The 22,940-nt window shown below is 46.3% G+C and carries 24 protein-coding genes and 1 other annotated feature; of the genes, 12 read left to right on the plus strand and 12 right to left on the minus strand.

The window, feature by feature from the left end:
• The first annotated feature begins 1 nt into the window (after position 1).
• The 6 genes from dnaX (at position 2) to ACXAD8_RS22475 (ending at position 8,071) form a co-directional block, all read left to right on the plus strand.
• The gene (dnaX, locus tag ACXAD8_RS22450; RefSeq protein WP_475232637.1) at positions 2-3,142 is read left to right on the plus strand and encodes a DNA polymerase III subunit gamma/tau; all 3,141 of its coding nucleotides are present in this window, start codon (positions 2-4) and stop codon (positions 3,140-3,142) included.
• A 14-nt stretch (positions 3,143-3,156) separates the two neighbouring features.
• A complete protein-coding gene (locus ACXAD8_RS22455) occupies positions 3,157-3,486 on the plus strand; it encodes a YbaB/EbfC family nucleoid-associated protein (protein ID WP_475232639.1) in 330 nt (109 codons plus the stop codon).
• A 30-nt stretch (positions 3,487-3,516) separates the two neighbouring features.
• Positions 3,517-4,116: a recombination mediator RecR gene (gene recR / locus ACXAD8_RS22460; RefSeq protein WP_475232641.1), complete on the plus strand. Its 600-nt coding sequence runs from the start codon at positions 3,517-3,519 to the stop codon at positions 4,114-4,116.
• Between the two features lie 706 nt (positions 4,117-4,822).
• Complete coding sequence (gene htpG / locus ACXAD8_RS22465) at positions 4,823-6,745, plus strand: molecular chaperone HtpG (RefSeq protein ID WP_475232643.1); 1,923 nt, start codon at positions 4,823-4,825, stop codon at positions 6,743-6,745.
• Positions 6,746-6,931: 186 nt separating this feature from the next.
• Positions 6,932-7,576 carry an adenylate kinase gene (gene adk, locus ACXAD8_RS22470; RefSeq protein ID WP_475232645.1) on the plus strand — a complete coding sequence of 215 codons (645 nt, stop codon included), beginning with the start codon at positions 6,932-6,934 and terminating at the stop codon, positions 7,574-7,576.
• Positions 7,577-7,666: 90 nt separating this feature from the next.
• Positions 7,667-8,071 carry an MAPEG family protein gene (locus ACXAD8_RS22475; RefSeq protein WP_475232647.1) on the plus strand — a complete coding sequence of 135 codons (405 nt, stop codon included), beginning with the start codon at positions 7,667-7,669 and terminating at the stop codon, positions 8,069-8,071.
• Positions 8,072-8,131: 60 nt separating this feature from the next.
• Here the strand turns inward: ACXAD8_RS22475 and ACXAD8_RS22480 are convergent, their stop codons facing one another.
• Complete coding sequence (locus ACXAD8_RS22480; RefSeq protein ID WP_475232649.1) at positions 8,132-8,575, minus strand: Hsp20 family protein; 444 nt, start codon at positions 8,573-8,575, stop codon at positions 8,132-8,134.
• A gap of 193 nt (positions 8,576-8,768) precedes the next feature.
• Between ACXAD8_RS22480 and cobO the strand changes: the two genes are divergently transcribed.
• Complete coding sequence (cobO, locus tag ACXAD8_RS22485) at positions 8,769-9,392, plus strand: cob(I)yrinic acid a,c-diamide adenosyltransferase (protein WP_475233068.1); 624 nt, start codon at positions 8,769-8,771, stop codon at positions 9,390-9,392.
• A 49-nt stretch (positions 9,393-9,441) separates the two neighbouring features.
• A complete protein-coding gene (locus ACXAD8_RS22490; protein ID WP_475232651.1) occupies positions 9,442-10,002 on the plus strand; it encodes a hypothetical protein in 561 nt (186 codons plus the stop codon).
• 92 nt (positions 10,003-10,094) lie between these two features.
• Here the strand turns inward: ACXAD8_RS22490 and ACXAD8_RS22495 are convergent, their stop codons facing one another.
• The 9 genes from ACXAD8_RS22495 to hisG all read right to left on the minus strand — a co-directional run bounded on the left by ACXAD8_RS22495 (position 10,095) and on the right by hisG (position 17,576).
• Positions 10,095-10,295 carry a hypothetical protein gene (locus ACXAD8_RS22495; RefSeq protein WP_475232653.1) on the minus strand — a complete coding sequence of 67 codons (201 nt, stop codon included), beginning with the start codon at positions 10,293-10,295 and terminating at the stop codon, positions 10,095-10,097.
• A 150-nt stretch (positions 10,296-10,445) separates the two neighbouring features.
• Entirely contained in the window at positions 10,446-11,063 is a 618-nt protein-coding gene (gene hisIE / locus ACXAD8_RS22500; protein WP_475232655.1) for a bifunctional phosphoribosyl-AMP cyclohydrolase/phosphoribosyl-ATP diphosphatase HisIE, read from the minus strand.
• The gene (gene hisF, locus ACXAD8_RS22505; RefSeq protein ID WP_475232657.1) at positions 11,054-11,833 is read right to left on the minus strand and encodes an imidazole glycerol phosphate synthase subunit HisF; all 780 of its coding nucleotides are present in this window, start codon (positions 11,831-11,833) and stop codon (positions 11,054-11,056) included. The genes hisIE and hisF overlap by 10 nt, the downstream gene beginning before the upstream one ends.
• Before the next feature lie 2 nt (positions 11,834-11,835).
• Positions 11,836-12,582 (minus strand): 1-(5-phosphoribosyl)-5-[(5-phosphoribosylamino)methylideneamino]imidazole-4-carboxamide isomerase, encoded by a 747-nt coding sequence (gene hisA / locus ACXAD8_RS22510; protein ID WP_475232658.1) that lies wholly within the window; start codon positions 12,580-12,582, stop codon positions 11,836-11,838.
• Positions 12,583-12,591: 9 nt separating this feature from the next.
• A complete protein-coding gene (hisH, locus tag ACXAD8_RS22515) occupies positions 12,592-13,188 on the minus strand; it encodes an imidazole glycerol phosphate synthase subunit HisH (RefSeq protein WP_475232660.1) in 597 nt (198 codons plus the stop codon).
• The gene (gene hisB, locus ACXAD8_RS22520) at positions 13,189-14,259 is read right to left on the minus strand and encodes a bifunctional histidinol-phosphatase/imidazoleglycerol-phosphate dehydratase HisB (RefSeq protein WP_475232662.1); all 1,071 of its coding nucleotides are present in this window, start codon (positions 14,257-14,259) and stop codon (positions 13,189-13,191) included.
• Positions 14,256-15,350: a histidinol-phosphate transaminase gene (hisC, locus tag ACXAD8_RS22525; RefSeq protein WP_475232663.1), complete on the minus strand. Its 1,095-nt coding sequence runs from the start codon at positions 15,348-15,350 to the stop codon at positions 14,256-14,258. The genes hisB and hisC overlap by 4 nt, the downstream gene beginning before the upstream one ends.
• A gap of 4 nt (positions 15,351-15,354) precedes the next feature.
• Positions 15,355-16,674 (minus strand): histidinol dehydrogenase, encoded by a 1,320-nt coding sequence (gene hisD, locus ACXAD8_RS22530; protein WP_475232665.1) that lies wholly within the window; start codon positions 16,672-16,674, stop codon positions 15,355-15,357.
• 2 nt (positions 16,675-16,676) lie between these two features.
• Positions 16,677-17,576 carry an ATP phosphoribosyltransferase gene (gene hisG, locus ACXAD8_RS22535; protein WP_475232667.1) on the minus strand — a complete coding sequence of 300 codons (900 nt, stop codon included), beginning with the start codon at positions 17,574-17,576 and terminating at the stop codon, positions 16,677-16,679.
• Positions 17,577-17,619: 43 nt separating this feature from the next.
• Positions 17,620-17,733, minus strand: a sequence feature (His leader region).
• Between the two features lie 245 nt (positions 17,734-17,978).
• Between hisG and ACXAD8_RS22540 the strand changes: the two genes are divergently transcribed.
• The 4 genes from ACXAD8_RS22540 (at position 17,979) to ACXAD8_RS22555 (ending at position 20,362) form a co-directional block, all read left to right on the plus strand.
• On the plus strand, positions 17,979-18,212 hold the full coding sequence (locus ACXAD8_RS22540; RefSeq protein ID WP_475232669.1) for a hypothetical protein: 234 nt from the start codon (positions 17,979-17,981) through the stop codon (positions 18,210-18,212).
• 64 nt (positions 18,213-18,276) lie between these two features.
• Positions 18,277-18,777: a GNAT family N-acetyltransferase gene (locus ACXAD8_RS22545; RefSeq protein ID WP_475232671.1), complete on the plus strand. Its 501-nt coding sequence runs from the start codon at positions 18,277-18,279 to the stop codon at positions 18,775-18,777.
• Between the two features lie 42 nt (positions 18,778-18,819).
• On the plus strand, positions 18,820-19,287 hold the full coding sequence (ybaK, locus tag ACXAD8_RS22550) for a Cys-tRNA(Pro) deacylase (protein ID WP_475232673.1): 468 nt from the start codon (positions 18,820-18,822) through the stop codon (positions 19,285-19,287).
• A 142-nt stretch (positions 19,288-19,429) separates the two neighbouring features.
• Entirely contained in the window at positions 19,430-20,362 is a 933-nt protein-coding gene (locus tag ACXAD8_RS22555) for an alpha/beta fold hydrolase (RefSeq protein WP_475232675.1), read from the plus strand.
• 51 nt (positions 20,363-20,413) lie between these two features.
• On the opposite strand, the gene ACXAD8_RS22560 is transcribed toward ACXAD8_RS22555, so the two are convergent.
• Complete coding sequence (locus tag ACXAD8_RS22560; protein WP_475232677.1) at positions 20,414-21,052, minus strand: glycine-rich domain-containing protein; 639 nt, start codon at positions 21,050-21,052, stop codon at positions 20,414-20,416.
• A gap of 9 nt (positions 21,053-21,061) precedes the next feature.
• The gene (locus tag ACXAD8_RS22565; protein WP_475232679.1) at positions 21,062-22,786 is read right to left on the minus strand and encodes an ATP-binding protein; all 1,725 of its coding nucleotides are present in this window, start codon (positions 22,784-22,786) and stop codon (positions 21,062-21,064) included.
• Positions 22,787-22,940 lie beyond the last annotated feature (154 nt).

The following is a 22,940-nucleotide window of genomic DNA, read 5'->3' on the forward strand; positions in this document are numbered from 1 at the left end:
CTTGAGTTATCAGGTGCTGGCCAGAAAATGGCGTCCGGGAAAGTTTTCTGAATTAGTTGGGCAAGAGCATGTGGTCAATGCCATTAGTAATGCCTTAGATAACAACCGACTACATCATGCTTATTTGTTTACCGGTACCCGAGGTGTAGGTAAAACCACAATTGCCCGCATCTTCGCTCGCAGTCTCAACTGTGATAAGGGAATGTCCTCTAACCCTTGTGGAGTTTGTTCCAGTTGTAAGGATATTGAGCAGGGCAACTTTGTTGATCTGTTGGAAATCGATGCAGCATCCCGTACCAAGGTAGAAGATACCCGTGAGCTACTGGACAATGTGCAGTATCGCCCCACTCGTGGCGATTACAAAGTGTACCTTATCGATGAGGTTCACATGTTGTCTAAGCACAGCTTTAATGCTCTGCTAAAAACCTTGGAAGAACCCCCTCCACACGTTAAGTTTCTGCTGGCAACAACAGATCCCCAAAAGCTGCCTATTACTATTTTATCTCGCTGCCTGCAGTTTAACCTCAAAGCGTTAACCAGAGAGCAAATCAGTGGTCAGTTATCCTATATTTTGCAGCAAGAAAGCTTGCCATATGATGAACAGGCATTAGCGCTATTGGCTAAATCGGCCCATGGCAGTATGCGAGATGCCCTGAGCTTAACTGATCAGGCAATCGCCCAAGGCAATGGCGAAGTCAGATCGGCTGTGGTAACGGATATGCTGGGTTTGATTGATAACGATAAAATCAGTCGTATCATCCACGCTATACTTAAAAAAGAAAAGCTTCAGGTATTTCAGTTAATAGAAGAACTGGCCTTAAGCGGCGCAGATTTCAAAAGTGCGCTTTCTGAACTGATGAGTGTTTTTCATCAGGTGGCGTTAACGCAGTTTGTTCCTGAAGCCTGTAAGCTGGAAACCACACAGGCAAGACTGGTGTTTAACTGGGCGCGTTCAGTGCCACCAGAACAAGTTCAATTGTTATATCAGATAGCATTACAAGGCCGAAAGGACATTGACTGGGCACAAGAAGCTCGCATCGGGTTTGAAATGACAGTGCTGCGTATGCTGGCGTTTACACCGGACAATATCGCGGCAAACCTGGACAAGTTTAAAGCCTCTGCGCATGAAGCAGCAGAAACTATCAGTAATTTAGCGGTCTTATCTGCACCTGTCTCTGCTGTGGCGAATGCTGCTGAACAGTTGCCGGAAACTCAAGTGCCGGGAACCGTTGCTGAAAAAAAAACTCTGACGCAGCCGGTTGAAGTCGCATCCGAAACAAGTTCCGTTCCTGACGTACCTGCGACAAATACCACGTCGCAAGAGGTAATCAGTGACTCTGCAACTTCCAATGTTGAAGTAGCTCCGATAGCTGAAAAAGATATTACTGAAAAAGGTATTGCTGAAAATGATAGTAATGAAAACCAGGGCTTAGAACCTGCACAGAATAACCCTGAATCCCTGGACCAAGATTCAGATGCTCAGGCCGAAGCGCTACAGAGCGAAGTTACCGGGATTTTAGCTCAGGCCGAAAACCTGAGACCACTGTCAAATAGCACGTCAGACGAGACACTGGATGAGTCGGGTGGAGAGGATAGCGTTATCAAGGTTGCTGAAACAGCCACTCCCCAGAACCAAAGTGAAGCGACCCTCGCCGAACAAAACCACGTTGCAGGGGATGATAATCCTGTTAGCGATTACACCGAAACATCAGGATATATTGATGAATCTGGCTATGCTGCTTTAGATTACGAATCTGACACTAGGGTAGACGATTATCAGATGTTATCGCAAATGGGCGAAATGTCTGACAGTTACTCCGATGCGGATATTTCTGTCAATGCACCGAGCCCAGCCAGCGCTATAAATAATTCCACTACAGCCACGTCTTCAGTCGAAACTAAAAAGTCTTCCACTAAAGATACGCTGTCTTTACTTGAGTTAATGGGCACACTGTCCAAAGTAACGGAAGAGGAAAAGAGCAGCGGCGAGAAACCAACCAGGTACCAAAGCGAAAAGGCCCCCAGAGAAAGTCATCAGGCTTTGAATGTCAAAGATAGCGTTTCTGAAGAAAAGGCCGCAGAAGAAAACATCACAGAAGAGAATAGCCCAAAGGAGCAACTGGCCGATTCTGTTTCAGCAATGATTAAAACTGATGGCGACAACAATGCTGAGTCTGCGGTTTATCAGGATGATATTTTGCAATCTGGAGTTAATTCTACATCAGTGCCAGCATCTGCTTCTGATGAGGTACTTGCAAAGCCAGTCTCTGAACCTCATATCTCTGATAATGACGTTGCGGCGGAAATTGCAATAGCGCAAAATCATGAACATGTGGCAACACACAATGCGCCAATATCTGCTGCGGACACAACAGAACAAAACGATGAGCCGGATGCTGAAGCTTTATTTTCCGCTGAGTCATTTGTGCATGAGCACCCGGAAACGCACCAGGAAGAAAGTGAGCAACAGCATCACCTGCAGTCTGCAGCTCCGGACAATAGCGACTTCCAGGCGCAGGCAGACGAAGCCAGTGATGATGAAGAGCCCGCTGATTATGGCGTTCCTGCAAATTATGATGACTTACCCTGGGATTCTGACCAAGAGTCGAATGGCCGGGACAGGGTAATTGCAGAGACTGTTACAACAGAAACTGATGCTGAAGAAAGCGAAGAGGATTATCACGAGCTTTTTGCCGGACCGATCCCTAAAGTGTCGGTGGATTTTGAGATCCCATTTAAGGTTAACAACAATAAAGTCGTCAAAGCCAGTCAGTTAGATACCTGGAGTCAGCTCATTGAGCAATCCGGTATTGGCGGCTTAAACAAACAACTGGCCCTGCATAGTAACTATGTTTTGCAGGGAGATGATGTAAAACTGATGGTGTCAGAACATCAACGGCATTTGTTTACCGATACTGCATTAAGTGCTATTGAGGAAGCTCTGTCGGAAACATTACAGCACGATGTGCGGGTATCCGCCCATATTGGCGAAGTGATAGATACCCCCGCGGCGGTGCAGTATGCAATCGACAATATGCGGCAACAACGTGCAGAACAAACAATACATGAGGACGAAGGTGTTAAAGCGCTATGTAACGCTTTTTCGGGCGCCGTGCTCAACGAAACAATTGAACCAAGATAAAATCGGAGAAGATTATGTTTAAAGGCGGTGGTATGGGCAACATTATGAAGCAAGCCCAACAGTTGCAGGATAAAATGCAAAAAGCGCAGGAAGATATCGCCAACCTGGAAGTGGTAGGTGAAGCCGGTGCTGGTATGGTTAAGGTTACCATGATGGGTAATCACAACATCAAGCGTGTTGACATCGATGACAGCCTGATGGAAGACGAAAAAGAACTGATTGAAGATCTGATGGCGGCGGCGGTTAATGACGCTGTGCGTCGAGTTGCAGAAGCCTCTCAGGAAAAAATGTCAGAAGCGACTGGTGGTATGCCATTACCTCCCGGCTTCAAAATGCCGTTTTAATTGAACGGATTTAACAGACGATAAACTCTGATGAAGTTTAGTCCACTGATCAATGAGCTGATTGACAGCTTGCGTTGTTTGCCAGGTGTTGGGGCAAAAAGTGCCCAACGCATGGCATTCTCATTGTTGCAAAAAAATCGCACCGGAGCGCTAAAGTTGAGCGCGGCGTTGCACGATGCGATGGAGCATGTGCAGCATTGTGAAACCTGTCGGAATTTTACCGAGCAGCGTCAGTGCGAAATTTGCAGCGATGAAGAGCGGGCTGCTTCGGGATTGCTCTGTGTGGTGGAAAGTCCTCAGGACGTTATCGCCATTGAACAAAGCGGTGAGTTTTCCGGCATCTATTTCGTACTGATGGGAAAGTTATCGCCTTTGGATGGTGTAGGCCCATCTGAAATTGGCATGCCTTTGTTACAGCAACGTCTGACTGAGGGCGCTGTGAGTGAGGTGATCTTGGCCACCAATTTCACCATGGAAGGGGAGGCCACCGCCTATTACATCACTGAGATGTGCAAAGGACTGGAGATCCCCGTAACTCGTCTGGCTCAGGGCGTTCCCATTGGTGGTGAACTTGAGCAGGTTGACAGCAATACTCTGGGTCGAGCATTTAAAACCCGTAGTTCTCTCTGATACCAGCATTCGCCTACGTAGATTCTGTAGGTTGGAATTTATTCCGACGCCGCTGCCGAATTCAACCACCGCTGTCCGACTGGCCGATTTTTTGCTCCTGCAAAATCGGCATTCACTAAATCCCTTTAGCTCAAGTCGAACCTTTCTACCTTGGTAGGTCTGAATTTATTCAGACGCCGCTGCCCAATTCAACCACTGCTGTCCGACTGGCCGATTTTTTCTCCTACAAAATCGCTATTCACTAAATCCCTTTAGCTCAAGTCGAATCTACCTTTGTAGGTCTGAATTTATTCAGACGCCGCTGCCCAATTCAACCACCGCTGTCCGACAGGCCGATTTTTTCTCCTACAAAATCGCTATTCACTACTTCTATGTAGTTCAAATAAGACATACCAGCCAAACCAGATGCAGAACCGTCCCTGTAAACCAAGAAAAGCACCATCTGTAATCACGTCCTGAGAATTCCTCTTTAAAGGAAAGTCACAGATTTCTGTCATTTTACTATTGAAAATAACCTTGTTGCCCCTATTTCCTTCCATGTAAAAAAAATGTGATCTGGCAATTTCCCAGAATTGGGTCGGCAAGACCTATATGAATAAGCAATGCAAATTAGGCGGAAACTGATGTTAAGTATGGCCCCAACTGTGCCATCGTTCAGTTTGCATTGGTTTATTGATATTAAAGTTATATCAGGAGTAAAAAAGCAATGGCTGACGCTGTGCAACATGAAACCCACGGTTTTCAAACAGAAGTAAAACAACTTCTGCAACTAATGATTCACTCTCTTTATTCCAACAAAGAGATTTTCCTACGTGAGCTTATTTCCAATGCTGCCGATGCGGCAGATAAATTGCGTTTTAACGCATTGTCGAACGATAGTCTGTACGAGAACGATGGCAATCTTCGGGTGCGTTTGAGCATCGACAAAGATGCCGGCACTCTGACTATTTCCGACAACGGTATCGGGATGACTAAAGAAGAAGTTATCACTCACTTAGGTACCATTGCTAAATCGGGTACAGCAGAGTTTTTCAGCAAGTTGTCTGGTGATCAGGCAAGAGACTCTCAACTTATCGGTCAGTTCGGTGTTGGTTTTTATTCGGCATTTATCGTAGCTGACAAAGTGACTGTCAGAACTCGTAAAGCGGGCGAAGATGCGGCGGCCGGTGTTGAGTGGATTTCTGAAGGTGAAGGCGAGTTTGCGGTTGCCACCATTGAAAAAGCGAACCGAGGCACTGACATCATTCTGCACCTGCGCGATGATGAAAAAGAGTTCCTTGACGACTGGCGTCTGAAGTCTATCGTAACTAAATACTCTGACCACATTTCCATTCCGGTAGAAACCTGGAAAGAGGAAGTACCAGAGTCTGAAGGTGAAGACGGCGAAAAAATCGAAGCGGTACCAGGCGAGTGGCAAACTATCAACAAAGCAACTGCGCTTTGGAGCCGCGATAAGTCTGATATCAGCGAAGATGAATACAAAGAGTTTTACAAGCATATCTCCCATGACTTTGGCGACCCACTAACCTGGTCACACAACAAAGTTGAAGGTAAAAACGAATACACCTCACTGTTGTATATTCCCTCTAAAGCGCCATTTGATTTGTGGAACCGCGACCAGACACACGGCCTGAAATTATACGTACAACGCGTTTTCATTATGGATGACGCCGAACAGTTTATGCCGGTATACCTGCGTTTCGTAAAAGGTTTATTGGATTCTAACGATTTGCCTTTGAACGTTTCCCGCGAAATTTTGCAGGACAACAAAGTTACTCAGTCTATGCGTCAGGCCTGTACTAAAAAAGTTTTACAGATGCTGGAGCGCATTGCTAAAAATGACCCTGAAAAATACCAGGGCTTCTGGAATGAGTTTGGTAACGTAATTAAAGAAGGCCCAGCGGAAGATTTCGCTAATAAAGAAAAGATTGCAGGCCTGTTGCGCTTTGCTTCTACCCATGAAGACTCCAGCGCCCAAACTGTTTCTCTGGCTGACTACATCGAGCGCATGAAAGAAGGTCAGGAAAAGATCTACTACGTAACTGCAGACAGTTACGAAGCGGCGAAAAACAGTCCTCACCTTGAGATCTTCAAGAAGAAAGGTATTGAAGTCTTATTGATGGCGGATCGCATTGATGAATGGTTGATGTCGCATCTGACTGAGTTTAACGAAAAGTCCTTCCAGTCTATTGCTCGTGGTGCCCTGGATTTGGGTGACCTGGAAGACGAAGAAACTAAAAAAGCACAGGAAGAAGCGGAAAAAGAAGTGGCTGGTTTAACTGACCGCATCAAAGAAGCTTTGGGCGATAAAGTCAAAGACGTTAAGTTCTCACACCGTCTGACAGATTCTCCAGCCTGTGTGGTGGCTGACGAGTTTGGTATGACGACTCAGATGAAGAAGTTGATGGAAGCCGCGGGTCAGGCTGTTCCAGAGATGAAATACGATCTGGAAGTGAACCCTGAACACGCGTTGATCAAGGTGATGGCAAATGTTCAGGATGAAGAGCAATTTGCCAAGTGGGCCAACGTAATCCTGGATCAGGCTTCATTAACTGAGCAGGGTAACCTGAAAGATCCTGCCATTTTCGTGAAGCAGTTGAACAGTCTGTTATTAGACTTGGCTAAATAACAGCAAATTATCTGAAATAGGGCAGAAACATCTGCCCTTTTTTTATGGGTAAAAATATAAATTTCACGAGCTTTGACACTAATTCGCCACAAGTCGGGCATTTAGCCTTGTTTCACTGCCATTGAATGTGTAAAGTTTCGGATTATTTTTTAATTTTTGTCGGTTCAGTCTAGGGAGACAAACAGTATGCGCATCATTCTTCTCGGTGCACCCGGTGCAGGTAAAGGCACCCAGGCTCAATATCTGATGGGTAAGTTCGGCATTCCACAAATTTCAACTGGGGATATGCTGCGCGCTGCTATTAAAGCGGGAACAGAGTTAGGTTTAGCGGCCAAAAAAGTCATGGACGAGGGTAAGCTTGTCTCTGACGAATTAATTATTGGCTTGGTTAAAGAGCGCGTTGCTCAGGCTGATTGTCAAAAAGGCTTTCTGTTAGATGGCTTCCCTCGCACAATCCCGCAGGCCGATGCAATGAAGGATGCAGGTATCACTGTTGATCATTGCATTGAATTTGATGTAGATGATGAAATTATTGTAGAGCGTATGGCCGGGCGTCGTGTGCACCCAGGTTCTGGTCGTGTTTATCACATCAGCTACAACCCGCCTAAGGTTGAAGGCAAAGACGATGTAACTGGTGATGACCTGGTTATTCGCCCTGATGACGAAGAAGCCACCGTGCGTAAGCGTCTGGGTATTTACCATGAGCAAACAAAGCCTTTGGTGGACTATTACAAATCTGAAGCGGATGCCGGAAGTTGCCAATATCACAAGATTGATGGCTCACAGCCAGTGGCGGAAGTCAGCGATAAGTTAGGCAAGTTACTCGGTTAATTTGTAAAGCTTTCGAAAAACCCACGTTAGTGGGTTTTTTTTTATCTTGATTCAGGACTACAATCTAAGAAAAACCTTCGGACACCCTATATGTTACTTCCTGTTACGGCGTTCTACGGCAGTTTATTGGCTGCTATCTACGTTTATCTTGCGATTCTTGTGATTGTTCAGCGCCGTGCTAGTCAGGTTGGGCTTGGGGATGGTAATGATCGCCACATGCTGCAGGTAATGCGGGCCCATGGAAACTTCGCCGAGTATGTGCCTTTTGCCTTGGTGTTAATGTGTATTGCAGAGCTTAATGGCACTCACGAAATACTGTTACATGTCTGTGGTTGGTGGTTAATTTTGGCGAGATTGATCCACGCTTATGGATTGCGCCATCACTTCGGCGTTAGTTGGCAGCGGTTTATGGGCACTCTATCCACTTTTATTATTTTCCTGATTTTGATTGTGGCTAACTTGCTACCTCTTTTTACCCAACCTTCACATATCTAAACGAGAAAACCCCGGCAAGCCGGGGTTTTCTGGGGAAACACACAATTCGCCAGGTTGCGGTTATTTGCTTTCCAGCAAATTGCTGCCAATCTCAATCTTTCTCGGCTTCTTTGCTTCTGGGATAACCCGCTCAAGGTCAATGTGCAATAAGCCATGTTCCATATCCGCGGTTAACACTTTGACATGGTCACCTAGTTGGAACTTGCGTTCGAAGTTACGTTCGGAAATACCCTTGTGCAAAAAGCGTTTTTCGTTTTGAGCTTCTTTGCTTTCTTTTTTACCGGTTACAGACAAGGTATTTTCCTGTACTTCAATGGTAATATCGTCCTGACCAAATCCGGCCACAGCCATGGTAATGCGATATTTGTCTTCCTCTAACAGCTCAATGTTGTAAGGAGGGTAGCTGGCTTGTTTTTCATTCTGAGAAGCCGCATCTATCATGGATGCCAGGTGGTCAAAACCGATGAATGAACGATAAAGTGGTGATAAATCAATAGTACGCATAGTCATATCCTCGTTAAGCAATATGTTAAAATGTTTAAAAAAACGCCCCATTGTGGCGGCAGTTTTACGACCCTCATCAGCGTCGTTGATAAATAGATAGGTTGGCGCTGGATTCATTCAAGAGAAAAATTTAAAAAAATCACGAAAAATTCATAAGTAATTGATAAGTATGGTTTTTTCATTGTAAAAGAGGATTGTTTTGGAAAGCACGGACAAAAAACAACAAATTCGCAACGAGCGGCATAAAGCCAGAATGGCCAGATTAAAAGAAAAGGTGGATGCTAAAATTGCCGCCGCAACGGATGATAAAGGCTTATTACTGGTGCTGACAGGCAACGGTAAAGGCAAGTCAACTTCCGGTTTTGGCATGATAACTCGGGCGGTTGGCCATGGTATGACAGCTGGGGTTGTTCAGTTCATCAAAGGTAACTGGGAGTGTGGAGAGCGCAACTTACTCAGCAAGGTAGGAGTCAGTTTCGCTGTGATGAATACTGGCTTTACATGGGATACTCAGGATCGGGAAAAGGATATAGCTGCAGCCGAAGCCGTTTGGGTCGAAGCGAAAAAGCTACTGACCGATGCCAGCATTGATGTCGTCATGCTGGATGAGCTTACCTATATGTTGTCCTATGATTATCTGGATTTGGACGAAGTGTTGGATACGATTAGTCAGCGGCCAGAGCAGCAGCATGTTATTGTCACCGGGCGAGGTGCACATAAACAGTTACTTGAAATGGCAGATACTGTTAGTGAAATTAACAATACAAAACATGCTTTTGAAGCAGGTATCAAAGTGCAAAAAGGCATAGACTGGTAAGGACAGAAATTTCTACAAAATTTTGTGATCTTGCTGGCTTGATGTTAATGTGGAAGCTCATTTATTTCGGGAAGTTTACCTGGTGTCGTTTCAGCAAGCTCTGACGTGGTGTGATGCCTCAAATACTGAAGAACTGCTCAATACCTATGAGCATTTTCGGTGTGCCCGTCGCTTTGAAGCCAGGTTAGTGGACTGTCTTAAGAGCCCTGATACGGAAAGGGCGGCTTCCTGGATCCTAAAACATCATCTGGAACAGGGGTTTCTGTTCGATAACTCACAGAGTCAGCAGGTATTGCACTGTTTGATGGGACTGAGTCATTGGGAAAGTCGCTTACATATCCTGCAATCTTTGGCACACATAAATATTGAGCGGGAAATCAGCCATGATTTATTTCAGTATTTAAAAGGCTTACTCAATGACTCAAAAAAGTTTGTGCGAGCCTGGGCCTACAACGGTATTCATGAAGTTGCATTACAGTTTCCTTATTATCAGGCAGAAACTGCCAGTTTGTTGCAAAGCGTGGAAGACACGGAAGTGGCTTCAGTGAAGGCCAGAGTTAATAAAATTTTGAAGACAGGCTATTACGATCTTCAGCAAGATTGTGGTTAAAAAAAGCTCGCCGGGCGACGAGCTTCGAAGAACACACAAATAGCACTGAAGGGTGCTGTAATAGGTTACGGCGCAGGTTATAAATAGGATCACTAACCGGGTTCAATACCAAAAGCCGCACAATCAGCCAGATAATTATCAACTGAATTTCTGAAGCTACTTTCCAATTCAGCAATAGACGCAGCCTGATACACGACTTTATCCCGCTTTAGTTGCAAGTTGCCAAAGTAATAACAGGCATCGGAGTGAAAATTCAGACTACCCAGAAACCCCTTGTATTCCAGATTAACCATGATTAAACCCAAAATCACCGTTCTGTATTTGTTATCGGCAAATATATCAGTAATGAAGGCTGGGTTTATGAAGATGGCGTTTATTTTTGTGGGGCATTATGAACATTGAGACCGACAGGGACATCGGCCTCATTGTTCTTCATTATTTGCTTATTTATGACGCTCTCTGAGCACCTTGATACTGTCCTGCAACGACAGGTCACTGGCTTGCATCAATACTATCAAATGATAAAGCAAATCAGCCGACTCATTTTTTAACTCTTCCAGGTCTTTAACTGTAGCAGCCAGCGCTGTTTCAACACCTTCTTCACCCACTTTTTGGGCAATGCGTTTAATGCCCTTTTGGTATAGCTTTGCTGTATAACTACTTTCTGGATCGGCATTTTTGCGCTCAGCCAGCAGCTTTTCCAGCTCGGCCAGAAAGGTGAAATCAGCACTTTCGGCTGCATCCCAGCAGGTGGGCGTCCCTAAATGACAGGTGGGGCCATTGGGCTTAGCCAACGCCAGCAAGGCGTCCTTGTCGCAATCTGCCGTTATATTGGTTAAATCCAGCGTGTTGCCCGATGTTTCGCCTTTGGTCCAAAGGCGTTGTTTAGAGCGACTGTAAAAAGTGACTTTACCTGTGGTAAGGGTTTTTTCCAGCGCCGCCTGATTCATATAGCCCAACATTTGTACTGAACCTGTATAGCTATCCTGCACTACGCAAGGCAGTAAGCCGTCCATTTTATCCCAGGCCAGTTGTTCAATATTGTCTGTAGTTATGCGCATGGACGTATCTCTATTTGTTGTTCAATTAAATATTGTTTCAGATCCGGGATAGCAATAATGCCTTTGTGAAATACCGATGCGGCTAACGCGCCATCGACATTGGCTTGTTCAAATACATCTTTAAAGTGCGCCATGTCACCCGCACCGCCCGAAGCGATTAGCGGTACAGAACAAATGGCACGTATATTTTTTAGCTGCTCCAGGTCGTAGCCTTTTCTGACACCGTCCTGATTCATGCAATTTAACACGATTTCTCCGGCGCCCCGTTGCTGCACTTCTTTTACCCAGTCGGCGGTTTGTTTACCGGTATTTTGGGTGCGCTTTTCATCACCGGTGAACTGGTATACCTCGTAGGTATTGCTATCTGCATTAAAATAGCTGTCTATGCCCACTACAATACATTGCTTGCCGAAGCGTTGGTTGAGTTGGGTGATCAATTCTGGATTAGCCAGTGCTGGCGAATTAATGGAAATCTTGTCAGCCCCCATTTCCAGAATTGTTTGCGCATCCTCCAGGGTTTTGATCCCGCCCGCGACACAAAAGGGGATGTCGATGACTTTGGCGATACGGGTAACCCAGCTTTTATCAACCACCCGTTGATCACTGGAGGCGGTGATATCATAAAATACCAATTCATCGGCACCGGCTTCGGCGTATTTTTCTGCCAGTGGAACTATGTCACCAATGATTTCGTGATTGCGAAACTGGACGCCTTTGACCACCAGGCCATCGCGTACATCCAGGCAGGGAATAATGCGTTTTGCTAACATGATTATTGTGCTCCCCGTTGCTGCCATAAGGCAATGGCCTGCTCGACAGTAAACTTACCTTCCAACAAGGCTCGGCCTAAAATTACCCCCTGAACATTCGTTGGCTTCAGCTTTTCGATGTCTTCCAGGCTGCCAATGCCGCCGGAAGCTTGCCAGTTCACCGAAGGAAATTGCTGCACCATCTCCTGATACAACTCGTAGTTGGGGCCTTGCAGGGTACCGTCTTTACTGATGTCGGTACACAGTACCTGTTCGACGCCAAAATCCAGATAGCTTTGCAATAGCTTACCCAACTCAACACCGCTGTCTTCTTGCCAGCCATGGGTAGCGATGCGTTTTTCACCGGCTGCGTTGATGTTGATATCCAGGGCCAGTACAAAGTGTTGGGCGCCGTATTTTTGCATCCAGGATTGCACAAGGTCCGGATTTTTGACCGCCAGTGAGCCAATCACCACACGAGCCACACCGATATCGAGAAGTTGTTGCACGTCCTGTTCGCTGCGGATACCGCCGCCACATTGAAATTGCATGCGTTTGGTGGCAACCATTTCTTTGATCAGGCTAAGCTGACGTTTATCGGTATCTTTGGCTCCGGTTAAATCAACGATGTGTAGCCACTCGGCACCTTGATCGGCATAACTGTGCACCACGTCCACTGGAGCCAGTTGATATTGGGTTTTTTGTTGGTAATCGCCCTGATAGAGCCTGACGACACTGCCGTCTATTAAATCAATTGCTGGAATAATCACGCTGTGTCCTTAAATCTGCTCAATAAAGTTTTTAATCAGTTGTGCGCCGGCATCACCGGAACGCTCTGGGTGGAACTGTACCCCGTAGACATTGTTGTTGCGGATGCTGGCGGAGAACGGCTGGCTGTATTCAGTGCTGGCCAATGTATGTGGCCCCACGGGTACACAGTAGCCGTGTACAAAATAGAACCAGCTGCCACTGTCGATGTTGTGAAACAGTGGGCAGTCTTGTTCTACCTGAATTTGGTTCCAGCCCATGTGGGGCAGAGTCAGGGTGTCAGATTGCATCAATTTAACTTGTGTATCCACCAGACCCAGGCATTCGGCATCGCCTTCTTCGGAATGGCGAGTGAGTAACTGCATACCCAGACAAATTCCCAAAACCGGTTGAGTCAAAGTTTTTAAGCAGTCGGTCAGTCCTTTTTCAGCAATTTGTTGCATGGCCGCAGCGGCAGCGCCTACACCTGGCAGAAACACCTTATCCGCAGCGCTAATTCTGGCCGGGTCATCGGTAACTAGTACCTTATAGCCCAGGCGCTCTACCGCAAATTGTAATGAGGAAATATTGGCACACCCCGTGTGCACAATAACCAGATTCTGGCTCATTTATAAAGCTCCTTTACTGCTGGGTAACACATCACCTTGTTTAGTAACCGCCTGACGTAATGCCCGGCCAAACACTTTGAACAGGCTTTCTACCTGATGGTGAGCGTTACCTTCGGTCGTGGACAGGTGCAATGAAATGCCCATGCTGTCACTCAGCGAGCGGAAAAAGTGCCCCACCATTTGGGTATTCATCTCACCGACATTTTCCTGACTGAAATCTGCCTGGAACTTTAAGAAGGGGCGGGCGGAAATATCCAGTACGCACTCGGCGCGGCATTCATCCATTGGCAGGGCAAAACCAAAACGGCCAATACCGCGTTTATCGCCTAGTGCTTTGCGCAGAGCTTCACCAATAGCCAGTGCAGTGTCCTCTACTGAGTGGTGGTCATCTATGTGCAAATCACCTTTAACATTGACGTTTAGGGTAATACCGCCGTGAGTGGCAATCTGATCCAGCATGTGATCAAAAAAGCCAATGCCGGTATCGATACTGGATTTTGCTTGCTTGTCTAAGTCAACGTCGACCCGGATATCGGTTTCTGAGGTGGTTCTTACCACAGTTGCAGTGCGCTCTGACTGATTAAACTGTTCTACAATGTGAGACCAGTTCAGGGTTTCGCGACTGTATTTGATGCCGCGTATGCCCATGGCTTGTGCCAGTTGAATGTCGGTATCGCGATCACCTATAACCCAGGAGCGGGTAAAGTCCACTTTGCCTTCTGTGAGGTAACTTTGCACCAGTCCCAGCTTTGGTTTGCGGCAACTGCAATTGTCTTCCTGAAAATGCGGACAGATTAATACCTCGTCGAAGTGAACGCCCTGACTTGCAAATAGTTGCATCATTTTGTCATGAGGCGCATCAAAATCAGCCTGTGGAAAGCTATCGGTTCCCAGACCGTCCTGATTGGATACCATAACCAGTCTGAACCCCTGAGACTGTAATTTTAGGAGTGCCGGAATGACATTGGGTTCAAATACCAGCTTTTCCAGGGTATCTAACTGTTTGTCGATGGGCGGCTCTTCTACTAGTGTGCCGTCCCGGTCGATAAATAAAATAGCTTGCTGGCTCATGCGGCTTGTCCTTCTTGATAAAACTGTTGAATAAGCGCCACCAGACGCTGGTTTTCTTCGCGGTTACCCACTGTGATGCGCAGGCAATCTTGTAATAATATTTGTTTTGACTGGTCGCGGATAAGCACGCCATTTTGTACCAGGTATTGCATCAGCGCGTCTTTTTGCTGACAGCGATACAGCAGAAAGTTAGCTTTGTTGTCACCTTGCAGTTGCATGCCCGGCAGGCTCGCCAGTTGTGTGCGCAACCATTCCTGCTCATTTTGCAGATAGCTTACCTGCTCTTGCATCAATGCGACGCCTGAGCTGGATAACGCCTGTTTGGCTATCTGGGCTACGGGATCTGACACCGGATAGGGTGCGATAACCTTAAGCAACACTTTGATGATGTCGTTGCTGGCCAGGATGAATCCGCAGCGGATCCCCGCCAGTGCGTATGCTTTAGACAGGGTGCGCAAAATAACCAGGTGCGGGTTTTGCGCTAATAGCTGGGTTTGAGTCTGGTCTTTACTAAATTCGATGTATGCCTCATCAACCACCACCAGCGATTTTCCGGCAAAAAGCTCCAGCACTGCCAGAATTTGATTCTGTGGAATTACCGTCCCAGTCGGGTTATTCGGGGAACACAAAAATACCAGTTTTGGTAAGTTACCTGACTGAGCAATGTTCTCTAGTGCCGCAAGATCCAGACTAAAGTCACTGTTTAACGGGGCTTTTTGCACATCAACATTAAAGGTCTGTGCGCTGATGGCATACATGCCGTAGGTTGGCGGACAGATTAATATGCTGTCTTTGCCCGGATTACAAAAGCCACGGATCAATAGCTCAATGCCCTCATCGGCACCACGAGACACCAGCACCTGTTCTTTGTCTAAACCGGCGTATTGTGCATAGGCGTTTAATAGGGGTTCAGGCTGACAGTCAGGATAGCGGTTAAAGCGCTGTGTATTGAGACTAAACTCGTTGCTGAAAGGCGACTCGTTGGCATTTAGCCAATCGTTGCCGCCACTGAATAAACGTCTGGCTGACTCGTATGGAGTGAGATCCCGTACGAAGTCGCAGGTTAAATTATCGATAAATTGTTTGTCCATGAGGTTACTTTTCCTCCTGAGCCGCTAAGCGAATGGCGACGGCATTTTTGTGGGCATCCAGACCTTCTGCATCGGCCAGGTCCATGATGGCGTCACCAATTAATTGCAGTCCGTCAAAACTTAATTCCTGCACTGTGTAACGTCGCAAAAAGTCAGCGACCCCCAGGCTGGAGTAATTGCGGGCATAGCCGTAGGTAGGCAATACGTGATTGGTGCCACTGGCATAGTCACCCGCTGATTCAGGCGACCACTTGCCAAGAAATATAGAGCCAGCATTTTTTATGGCGGGCAATAACCCTCTGGCATCCTGAGTTTGTACAATCAGGTGTTCTGGCGCATACAGATTACTCACAGCAACTGAGGTTGCTACTGAATCGGTCAGGATGTAGCGCGCATTTTGCATTGCTGCTGTGGCAATTTCGTTGCGACTCAACGTCTGCAATTGTTGGGTAACTGCTTGTTGTGTTGCTTCAATAAGTGATTGGCTGTCAGACACCAGGATGGCCTGGGAATCTGTGCCGTGCTCAGCCTGAGACAGCAAATCAGAAGCTACAAAATCTGGGTTGGCGGTATTGTCGGCAAGCACTAACACTTCTGACGGGCCAGCAGGCATGTCAATTGCCGGGCCACCGGGCAGGGTACTCACCTGTTGCTTGGCTTCAGTAACAAAAGCATTGCCAGGGCCAAATATTTTATCAGCACGACTGACCGTCTCTGTGCCAAATGCCATGGCGGCAATAGCCTGAGCACCGCCCACAAGATTGATTTCTGTAATACCACAGCGCAAAGCTGCATAGGCAATCGCGGGATGGATTTCGCCTTGCTGATTGGGCGGAGTGCACAGAATGCGCTTTTCACATCCGGCCACTTTGGCAGCAACGCCCACCATTAATACGGTTGAAGGCAGAGGAGCCGTACCGCCGGGAATGTAAAGACCCACGGCTTCTATCGGAGCGTAGCGCAGTTCACAGGTTACCCCCTGCGATGTCTCTGTGGCGAAGTCCTGATAAGCCTGTTTCTGGTGAAACTTCAGAATATTCTCATAGGCTACATCAATGGCCCTTTTCACCTTAGCATCCAGTTTGTCGGCTAATGCCTGAGTTGCAGCGGCACTCAGTTGCAGCGATTGCAATTGCACTTTATCAAATTGCAGAGTTAGCTGCTTTAGAGCGGTGTCCCCTTCGTTTTTGATGCGGGTCAGTATCTGTGCAACCGCCACTCTGACATTATCGGCATTACTCGCCACCGGACGAGCAAGGGCTTCTTGTTGCTGTTGCGGACTAGCCTGTTGCCAGTCGATTAGGTTTGGCATGATTGCTGACATGGTTATTCCATCATCTTTTCGATGGGCATTACCAGGATAGAGCGACAGCCCAGGGCTTTTAAGCGTTCCATAGTTTCCCAAAACAGATTTTCTGGGCTGACTACGTGTACTGCTACGCTTTCCTGGTTTCCGGCCAATGGCAGTACCGTTGGATCTTCAGAGCCTGGCAATAGTTGTTTCACTTCCTCAATACAGGCTATCGGGGCGTGCAGCATAATGTATTTACTTTCTTTAGCCTGCATTACGCCATTGATTCTGGGCAGTAGTCGGTCAATCAGATTTTGTTTTTCAGGGCTTAACGGTTGCGGTCTTTGAATTAAGGTTGCCGTGGAGCGGAAGATCACTTCCTCTTCTTTCAGGCCATTGGCTTCCAGTGTGGCACCGGTAGAAACCAGGTCGCAGATAGCATCGGCCAGCCCGGCTCGCGGAGCCACTTCTACTGAGCCTGTTAACATGACACAGGTGGCATCCACTTTCTGCTCTTTAAAGAAGCGTTCCAGCAAGTAAGGGTAGGTCGTCGCTACCGTTTTACCGGCAAGTGAGTTCACCGAGTCGTACTGAAACTCATTGGGAACTGCAATAGATAAGCGGCAACCACCGTAGTCCAGTTGGCGCAATACTTCGTATTTATAATTTTTACCGGCAGACTGGCGCTCCAGCATCTTTTCTTCCAGCTCATTTTCACCGATAAAGCCAAGGTCAACCACACCATCCATTACCAGGCCGGGAATGTCGTCATCACGCACCCGCATCAGGTCGATGGGCATGTTGGTGGAATGCGCCATTAACAAACGGTCCTGAATTGCCAGTTTCACGCCAATGGCTTTGAGCAAACTGATACTTTTCTCGCTAAGTCGTCCAGATTTTTGTACTGCAATTCTGAGTCTTTTGGCATCTGTCATGGTTCATTCCTGTTAATCAATGCTAAAAAGTTTGGCCCCTAAAACGAAAAAACCCCCGAAAGTCTCCTTCCGGGGGTAATAAAATTTTTTCTCCGGAAGGCAATCATATAGACCTTCCGGCATAAACCTGAAAGGTCACGCTGGATGATGGTGGTGAGAGTGTGCTTTCAGGTTAAACATAATTCGGTAATTCTTTCCAAATAGGTGGCTGTTAAATAATTCGTGAAAAACAATAACCAACATTTCGGCAAATTGCAATCGCCTGTTTCATGGTCAGGTATTCCAAAATGGTATCTTATATACAAGTTTTGTACGAATTCGGGAATAAAACAAACCTTAAAACTTGAATTGTTTGAATTGTGACCGATATAAAAGGTAAGACCATTGATATGGAGTAAGGCCATGGCTGGAGATATGTTGTTTTACATACTACCCAGATTGAGCCGGGTGCCCTACAAGCCCGAGCCGAGAAACGTTAAGCCTGTTGATAAGGAAGCCCGCTTTCGGCCGTTAAATGATGAAGAAAAACAGCTGACAGCTAAGGTTAATCACCAGCAAAAAATTGTGGATGACGAAGAATCCCCGGGATTATACAGGGACAAAGACGGTCACAAGCACTTTGATGATTTTGTATAATGCAATTTCTTTGAGATCGACAATACTTAGGTTATTAACTCCTTGTTATTAATCGGAAACCTACATGGAACTTCGTCCCGCCTCAATCGACGATCTAGAGGTGTTACAATGGTGGCATCAGCAGGCCCATGTGGTAGATGCCGGTTCAGACGCAAATTATAATTGGGAAAAAGAGTTGCAGCGCAAGCCCGAATGGCGAGAGCAACTGATGGCTGAGGAAAACGGTCAACCCATTGGTTTTTTGCAAATTTATGATCCATATGACGACGAAGCACACCGCTGGGGGAACGTATCCAGAAAGCTTCGCGCTATTGAAATCTGGATAGGGGAAGCGGAAAATTTAAATAAAGGTTATGGCACTCAAATGATGCAACTGGCTATGGCATTGTGCTTTGCCAATCCGGATGTACACGCCTTGCTGGTGGACCCGATAGCTAACAATGTTAAAGCGCAGCGCTTTTACGCCCGTCTGGGTTTTAAATTTATTGAAAGTAAGAAAATTCAGGGAGAGAGCTGCTACGTGTTAAAAATCCGCCGTGACCAATATGAAAAGGCGATTGCCTGATAATTCTGTTTAAACCTTATCTCGAAGATATTAAGGAAGATCATGACCCCAGCAATTAATCTGGCTAAAAAGGCCAGAGTAGCGCACAAAATTCACCAATATCAACATGACTCTACGACTGAATCCTATGGTAGCGAAGCTGCCGAGAAGTTGGGGGTTGACGAGGCGCGGGTATTTAAAACCCTGGTGGTGGAGCTGGACGACGGCAGTCTGGCTGTGGCGGTTTTGCCGGTCTGTTCAATGCTAAGTATGAAGTTAATGGCCACTGCCTGCAAAGTGAAAAAGGCATCAATGGCTCAGCAGGCTGCTGTGCAACGTTCTACGGGTTATGTTTTAGGTGGCGTCAGTCCATTGGGTCAAAAGAAGCGCCTAAAAACCATCATCGATAAATCCGCAATGGTACTGGATACTATTTATGTCAGCGCTGGCAAGCGGGGGCTGGAAATCGAGTTATCTGCCCACGATCTGGCTAAATTAGTCAATGCCGACTTTTCAGAAATCCAGCAATAAAACCTGTCTTATGTCATTTATCGGAAATTTATGGCGCTGACCGATTGCGACTTTGCTTTTATCTGTGGCTATGCAACAAATAGATAAAAAATATCGGAGCAATAGAATGCCGGGGAAAATTATTCTGTTTTTTGTGCTCTTAATGAGCACCACCAGTTTGGCTGCCGCTGAAGCAAAAGTGTTACAAGACGGCGAACAGCAATTTCAAACTTTTTATTGGGCCGCCACTGAGCCATCCGCGCCAACCGTTGTGCTGCTATCGGGCCCAAACGATCACTGGAATTCAGATGCCGCCTGGTGGGTAACCGTGGCCCCTGTACTGCAACAACAATACAATGTTTTGGCCGTCGACAGACCTGCTATCGGATTGGGTAGTGAATCGCCAGAACTTGGCTATATCGCTTTTGCCAGTCAGGTGAATGCTGCACTTAAGGAGTACCAGGTTAAGCAATTTTCGATATTGGCCTTTGCATCGTCCAACATGACGGTTTTAAAGTTGCTGGCTGATTACCCCCAATGGTCTCCGGAAAAAGTGTTATTGGTGGATCCGGATGTATTGACTGAGTTTTCTGTGGCACGTTATCAATCTGATGCCAAGCCCTTTAAAGAAAACCAGAAAAAGTACGCTGAGTATTTATCTGAAGGAAAGTATATTGCTCGTGTTCAGGAGAAGAATGCCATTGAGCTGGAACAGATTACACAGTTGGCTCCGAATCTGAGCGAAGCACAGAAAAGCTGGTTGCAACAGGTTATGGAGGCCCGTGAGCAGATCCCTAACCAGGTAAATTTGTTTAAGGAAATTGCGATTTATGGCGAGGATCTGCAGACCGCAATCCAGCTCGCCTGGCCGGAAGAAACCGCAATGGTTATTGTTGATACTGATTTTGAACAGGGCTATATCAACCGCAGTGATGATGCTGAAGCCATCGAAGGCTTGCAACTGTGGCGAAAAGACGCCCGCTCACATTATAAATCGCTGACCAAAGCTAAACACCGCAAGTTACTGGTACTGGAAAGTCAGGAGCATCTGGTGATGATTGAGCAACCGGCTTTGTTTTTACAATTGCTTCAGTAGCCCCGTATCTTCAAGACGCCAAAAGCAAGGGGGCTGATGCGCCATGGCTGATCAGTCTCCACCTCCACAGCCACTGCTGCATCCGCTGCTGTCTCCTGAACAACTTCCTGCACACCCGGTACTGCAGCCGATATGTGAGCCACAATAGGGATGATTACCAGCTTTAGTGCAATCCACAGCATATTTAAAGCCATCCGGAATATTCAGTTTGGCATCCAGTGCGAACAACAAAGGCAATTTGTTTGGCGATTTGGGCTGAATGTTTTCCCGGAAGCAGGCGATACGCCAGGCGGTTTTTATGCCTTTTTGTGCGTCTGTAGGGGATTTCATGGCCTCGGCCGGCGTGTGATGTAAAAAGCGGCCAAAACAGCGGGTGCAAAAATTCTGGTACAACCGGGTAAAGAGAATAAATTCGTGCCAGGCCACATCAACCGCCTGTGAAGGCATGGACACCATTTTTCGACCCGCGATATTACAAATGTGAAAGTACTCTCGCAGACCATCCATCACCATATCCACTTCTGCGGTCTTCAGATGTGGGTATTTGTCCAGCACTTTTTCGGCAATGTTGGCGGGAAATTCAAAACTATCGATTAGGTTTTCTCTTTTGAGTCCCCGCGCTTTTCGAACAATGCCGTATACAGCCAGACAAACAATGGCGATAAAAGCCAAAATGAAAAATTTCGCCATAGTATTTACCTATTTCTGGGTGGACAGCTGCAAACTACTGCTCAGTACCTGGAATAAATAATCCATATTAAAGGGTTTGCCCACATGGTTAACAAACCCCAGCTCTTCATAGCGTTGAATGTCATCAGCCATGACATTGGCAGTCAGGGCGATGACAGGCACATCGGGATTTAATTGCTTAATTCGTTTGAAGGCTTCGATACCATCCATTTCAGGCATTTGAATATCCATTAATACTATGTGGTATTGCTTGTTACTAAATGCTTCAACCGCCAGTTTTCCGTTTTCAACTATGTCAATGTTGGCTTGGGTTTTCTGCAACATTGATTCAATAATGGCCTGATTTATTTCATTGTCCTCGGCGATCAGTATATGAAACTCGCTTAAATCAGGAATTTCAGTCGCCTTTTCATCATTCACTAAAGGTTGAATGTTGGCTTTCGGTAACGGCAGAGTAACCTGCACCCTGGTGCCTTTGCCTTCTTCGCTGTCCGTTGTAATAAGACCATTCATCAGGTGGACCAGACTAACAGTAATCGACATGCCCAAACCGGTACCACCATATTTCCTGGTGGTAGAGGTATCGGCCTGGGTAAATCGTTCAAAGATTTTGTTTTGGGCAGCCTGGTTCATGCCAATACCTGTGTCTGCTACAGTGAATTGGATCGCCGTCTTCCCCTCATGTTGGACCGTTTTAAGTGCTATGTGAACACTGCCCTCATGAGTAAACTTGACGGCGTTGGAAGCCAGGTTAAGCAAAATTTGTCTGATGCGGACCGAGTCTCCCAGCCAACCATCAGGGAATCCGGGCACTATTTCCGTTTTTAGCTGAAGACCCTTTTCGCCGGCGGCAGGGGTTAAATCCGCACTCACCGAATCGACCACTTCCACCATTGAGAACGGTGCGCTTTCCAGCGAGAGTTTATTGGCTTCTATTTTTGAAAAATCCAGAATGTCATTAATGATAGTTAATAGGGATTTTGTAGAGTAGAGCGCTTTGGAAACCAGAGGTTGCAAGGATTTGTCCTGCAGGTCTTGCTGAATTAATTGCAGGGTGCCTAATATGCCATTCATTGGCGTGCGGATTTCATGGCTCATGTTAGCCAGGAATTCACTTTTTGCTCTGGAACCTTCCTCAGCTTTAAGCCATGCGCTTTTCAGCTCTTGATTTTGCCGTTTTATTTCTTTCTTGGAGCGATTAATGATTTTTGTGGATTGACTATTGAAATATCCGACATTACAGCAGTAGAGGTAAATACTCGTGGCGGCAATAACTTTTCCACTGAAAGGGGTGTACTCAATTAATTCAAACCCAAGCCACAATCCACCTGACAGCATTCCCAGCAACATAACCAGGATAGCGATAGCGTAATTTTTTAATCCACCTGCGATAAGGCTATTTAACGAAGTTACAATTAATAATGCGAATACTATCCACAATTGAAACCCTACTACTGCAGACCATAAACCATAAAAAAAGGCATCGCAGTGTTGATTAATTAGTTCTGATTGCCGGGTTTCGCCAGCGAGTTTACTGTGCAGACGTGCAACATGAGGCCAGACTAAACAGTTAGCTATTAACCCTATTACCACATTGAAAGATTCTACAGGGTAAAATACCGCCAGCATCATAATCCCCATGATTACATAACCAATTATTCGGGGGATATACGATATTTGTGGTAACTGGCTTTTGTTTAATGAGTCAGGTCTTGTTAAATTGAAGTTAAACATTGTTTATAGTTCAGACTCTCTTGCTAACGTTTCGCTGTAAAGTTTGAGATATCGAAGCACTTAAAAACCGAGTAGTACACTGGGTTTACTATTTATACTGGTAAATAGCAAATATTTTGTCTTTAAAAGAAAATCTTATCGCTATCTGATGGCA

The sequence above is a fragment of the Planctobacterium sp. AWH2_060 genome, from assembly GCF_056158425.1.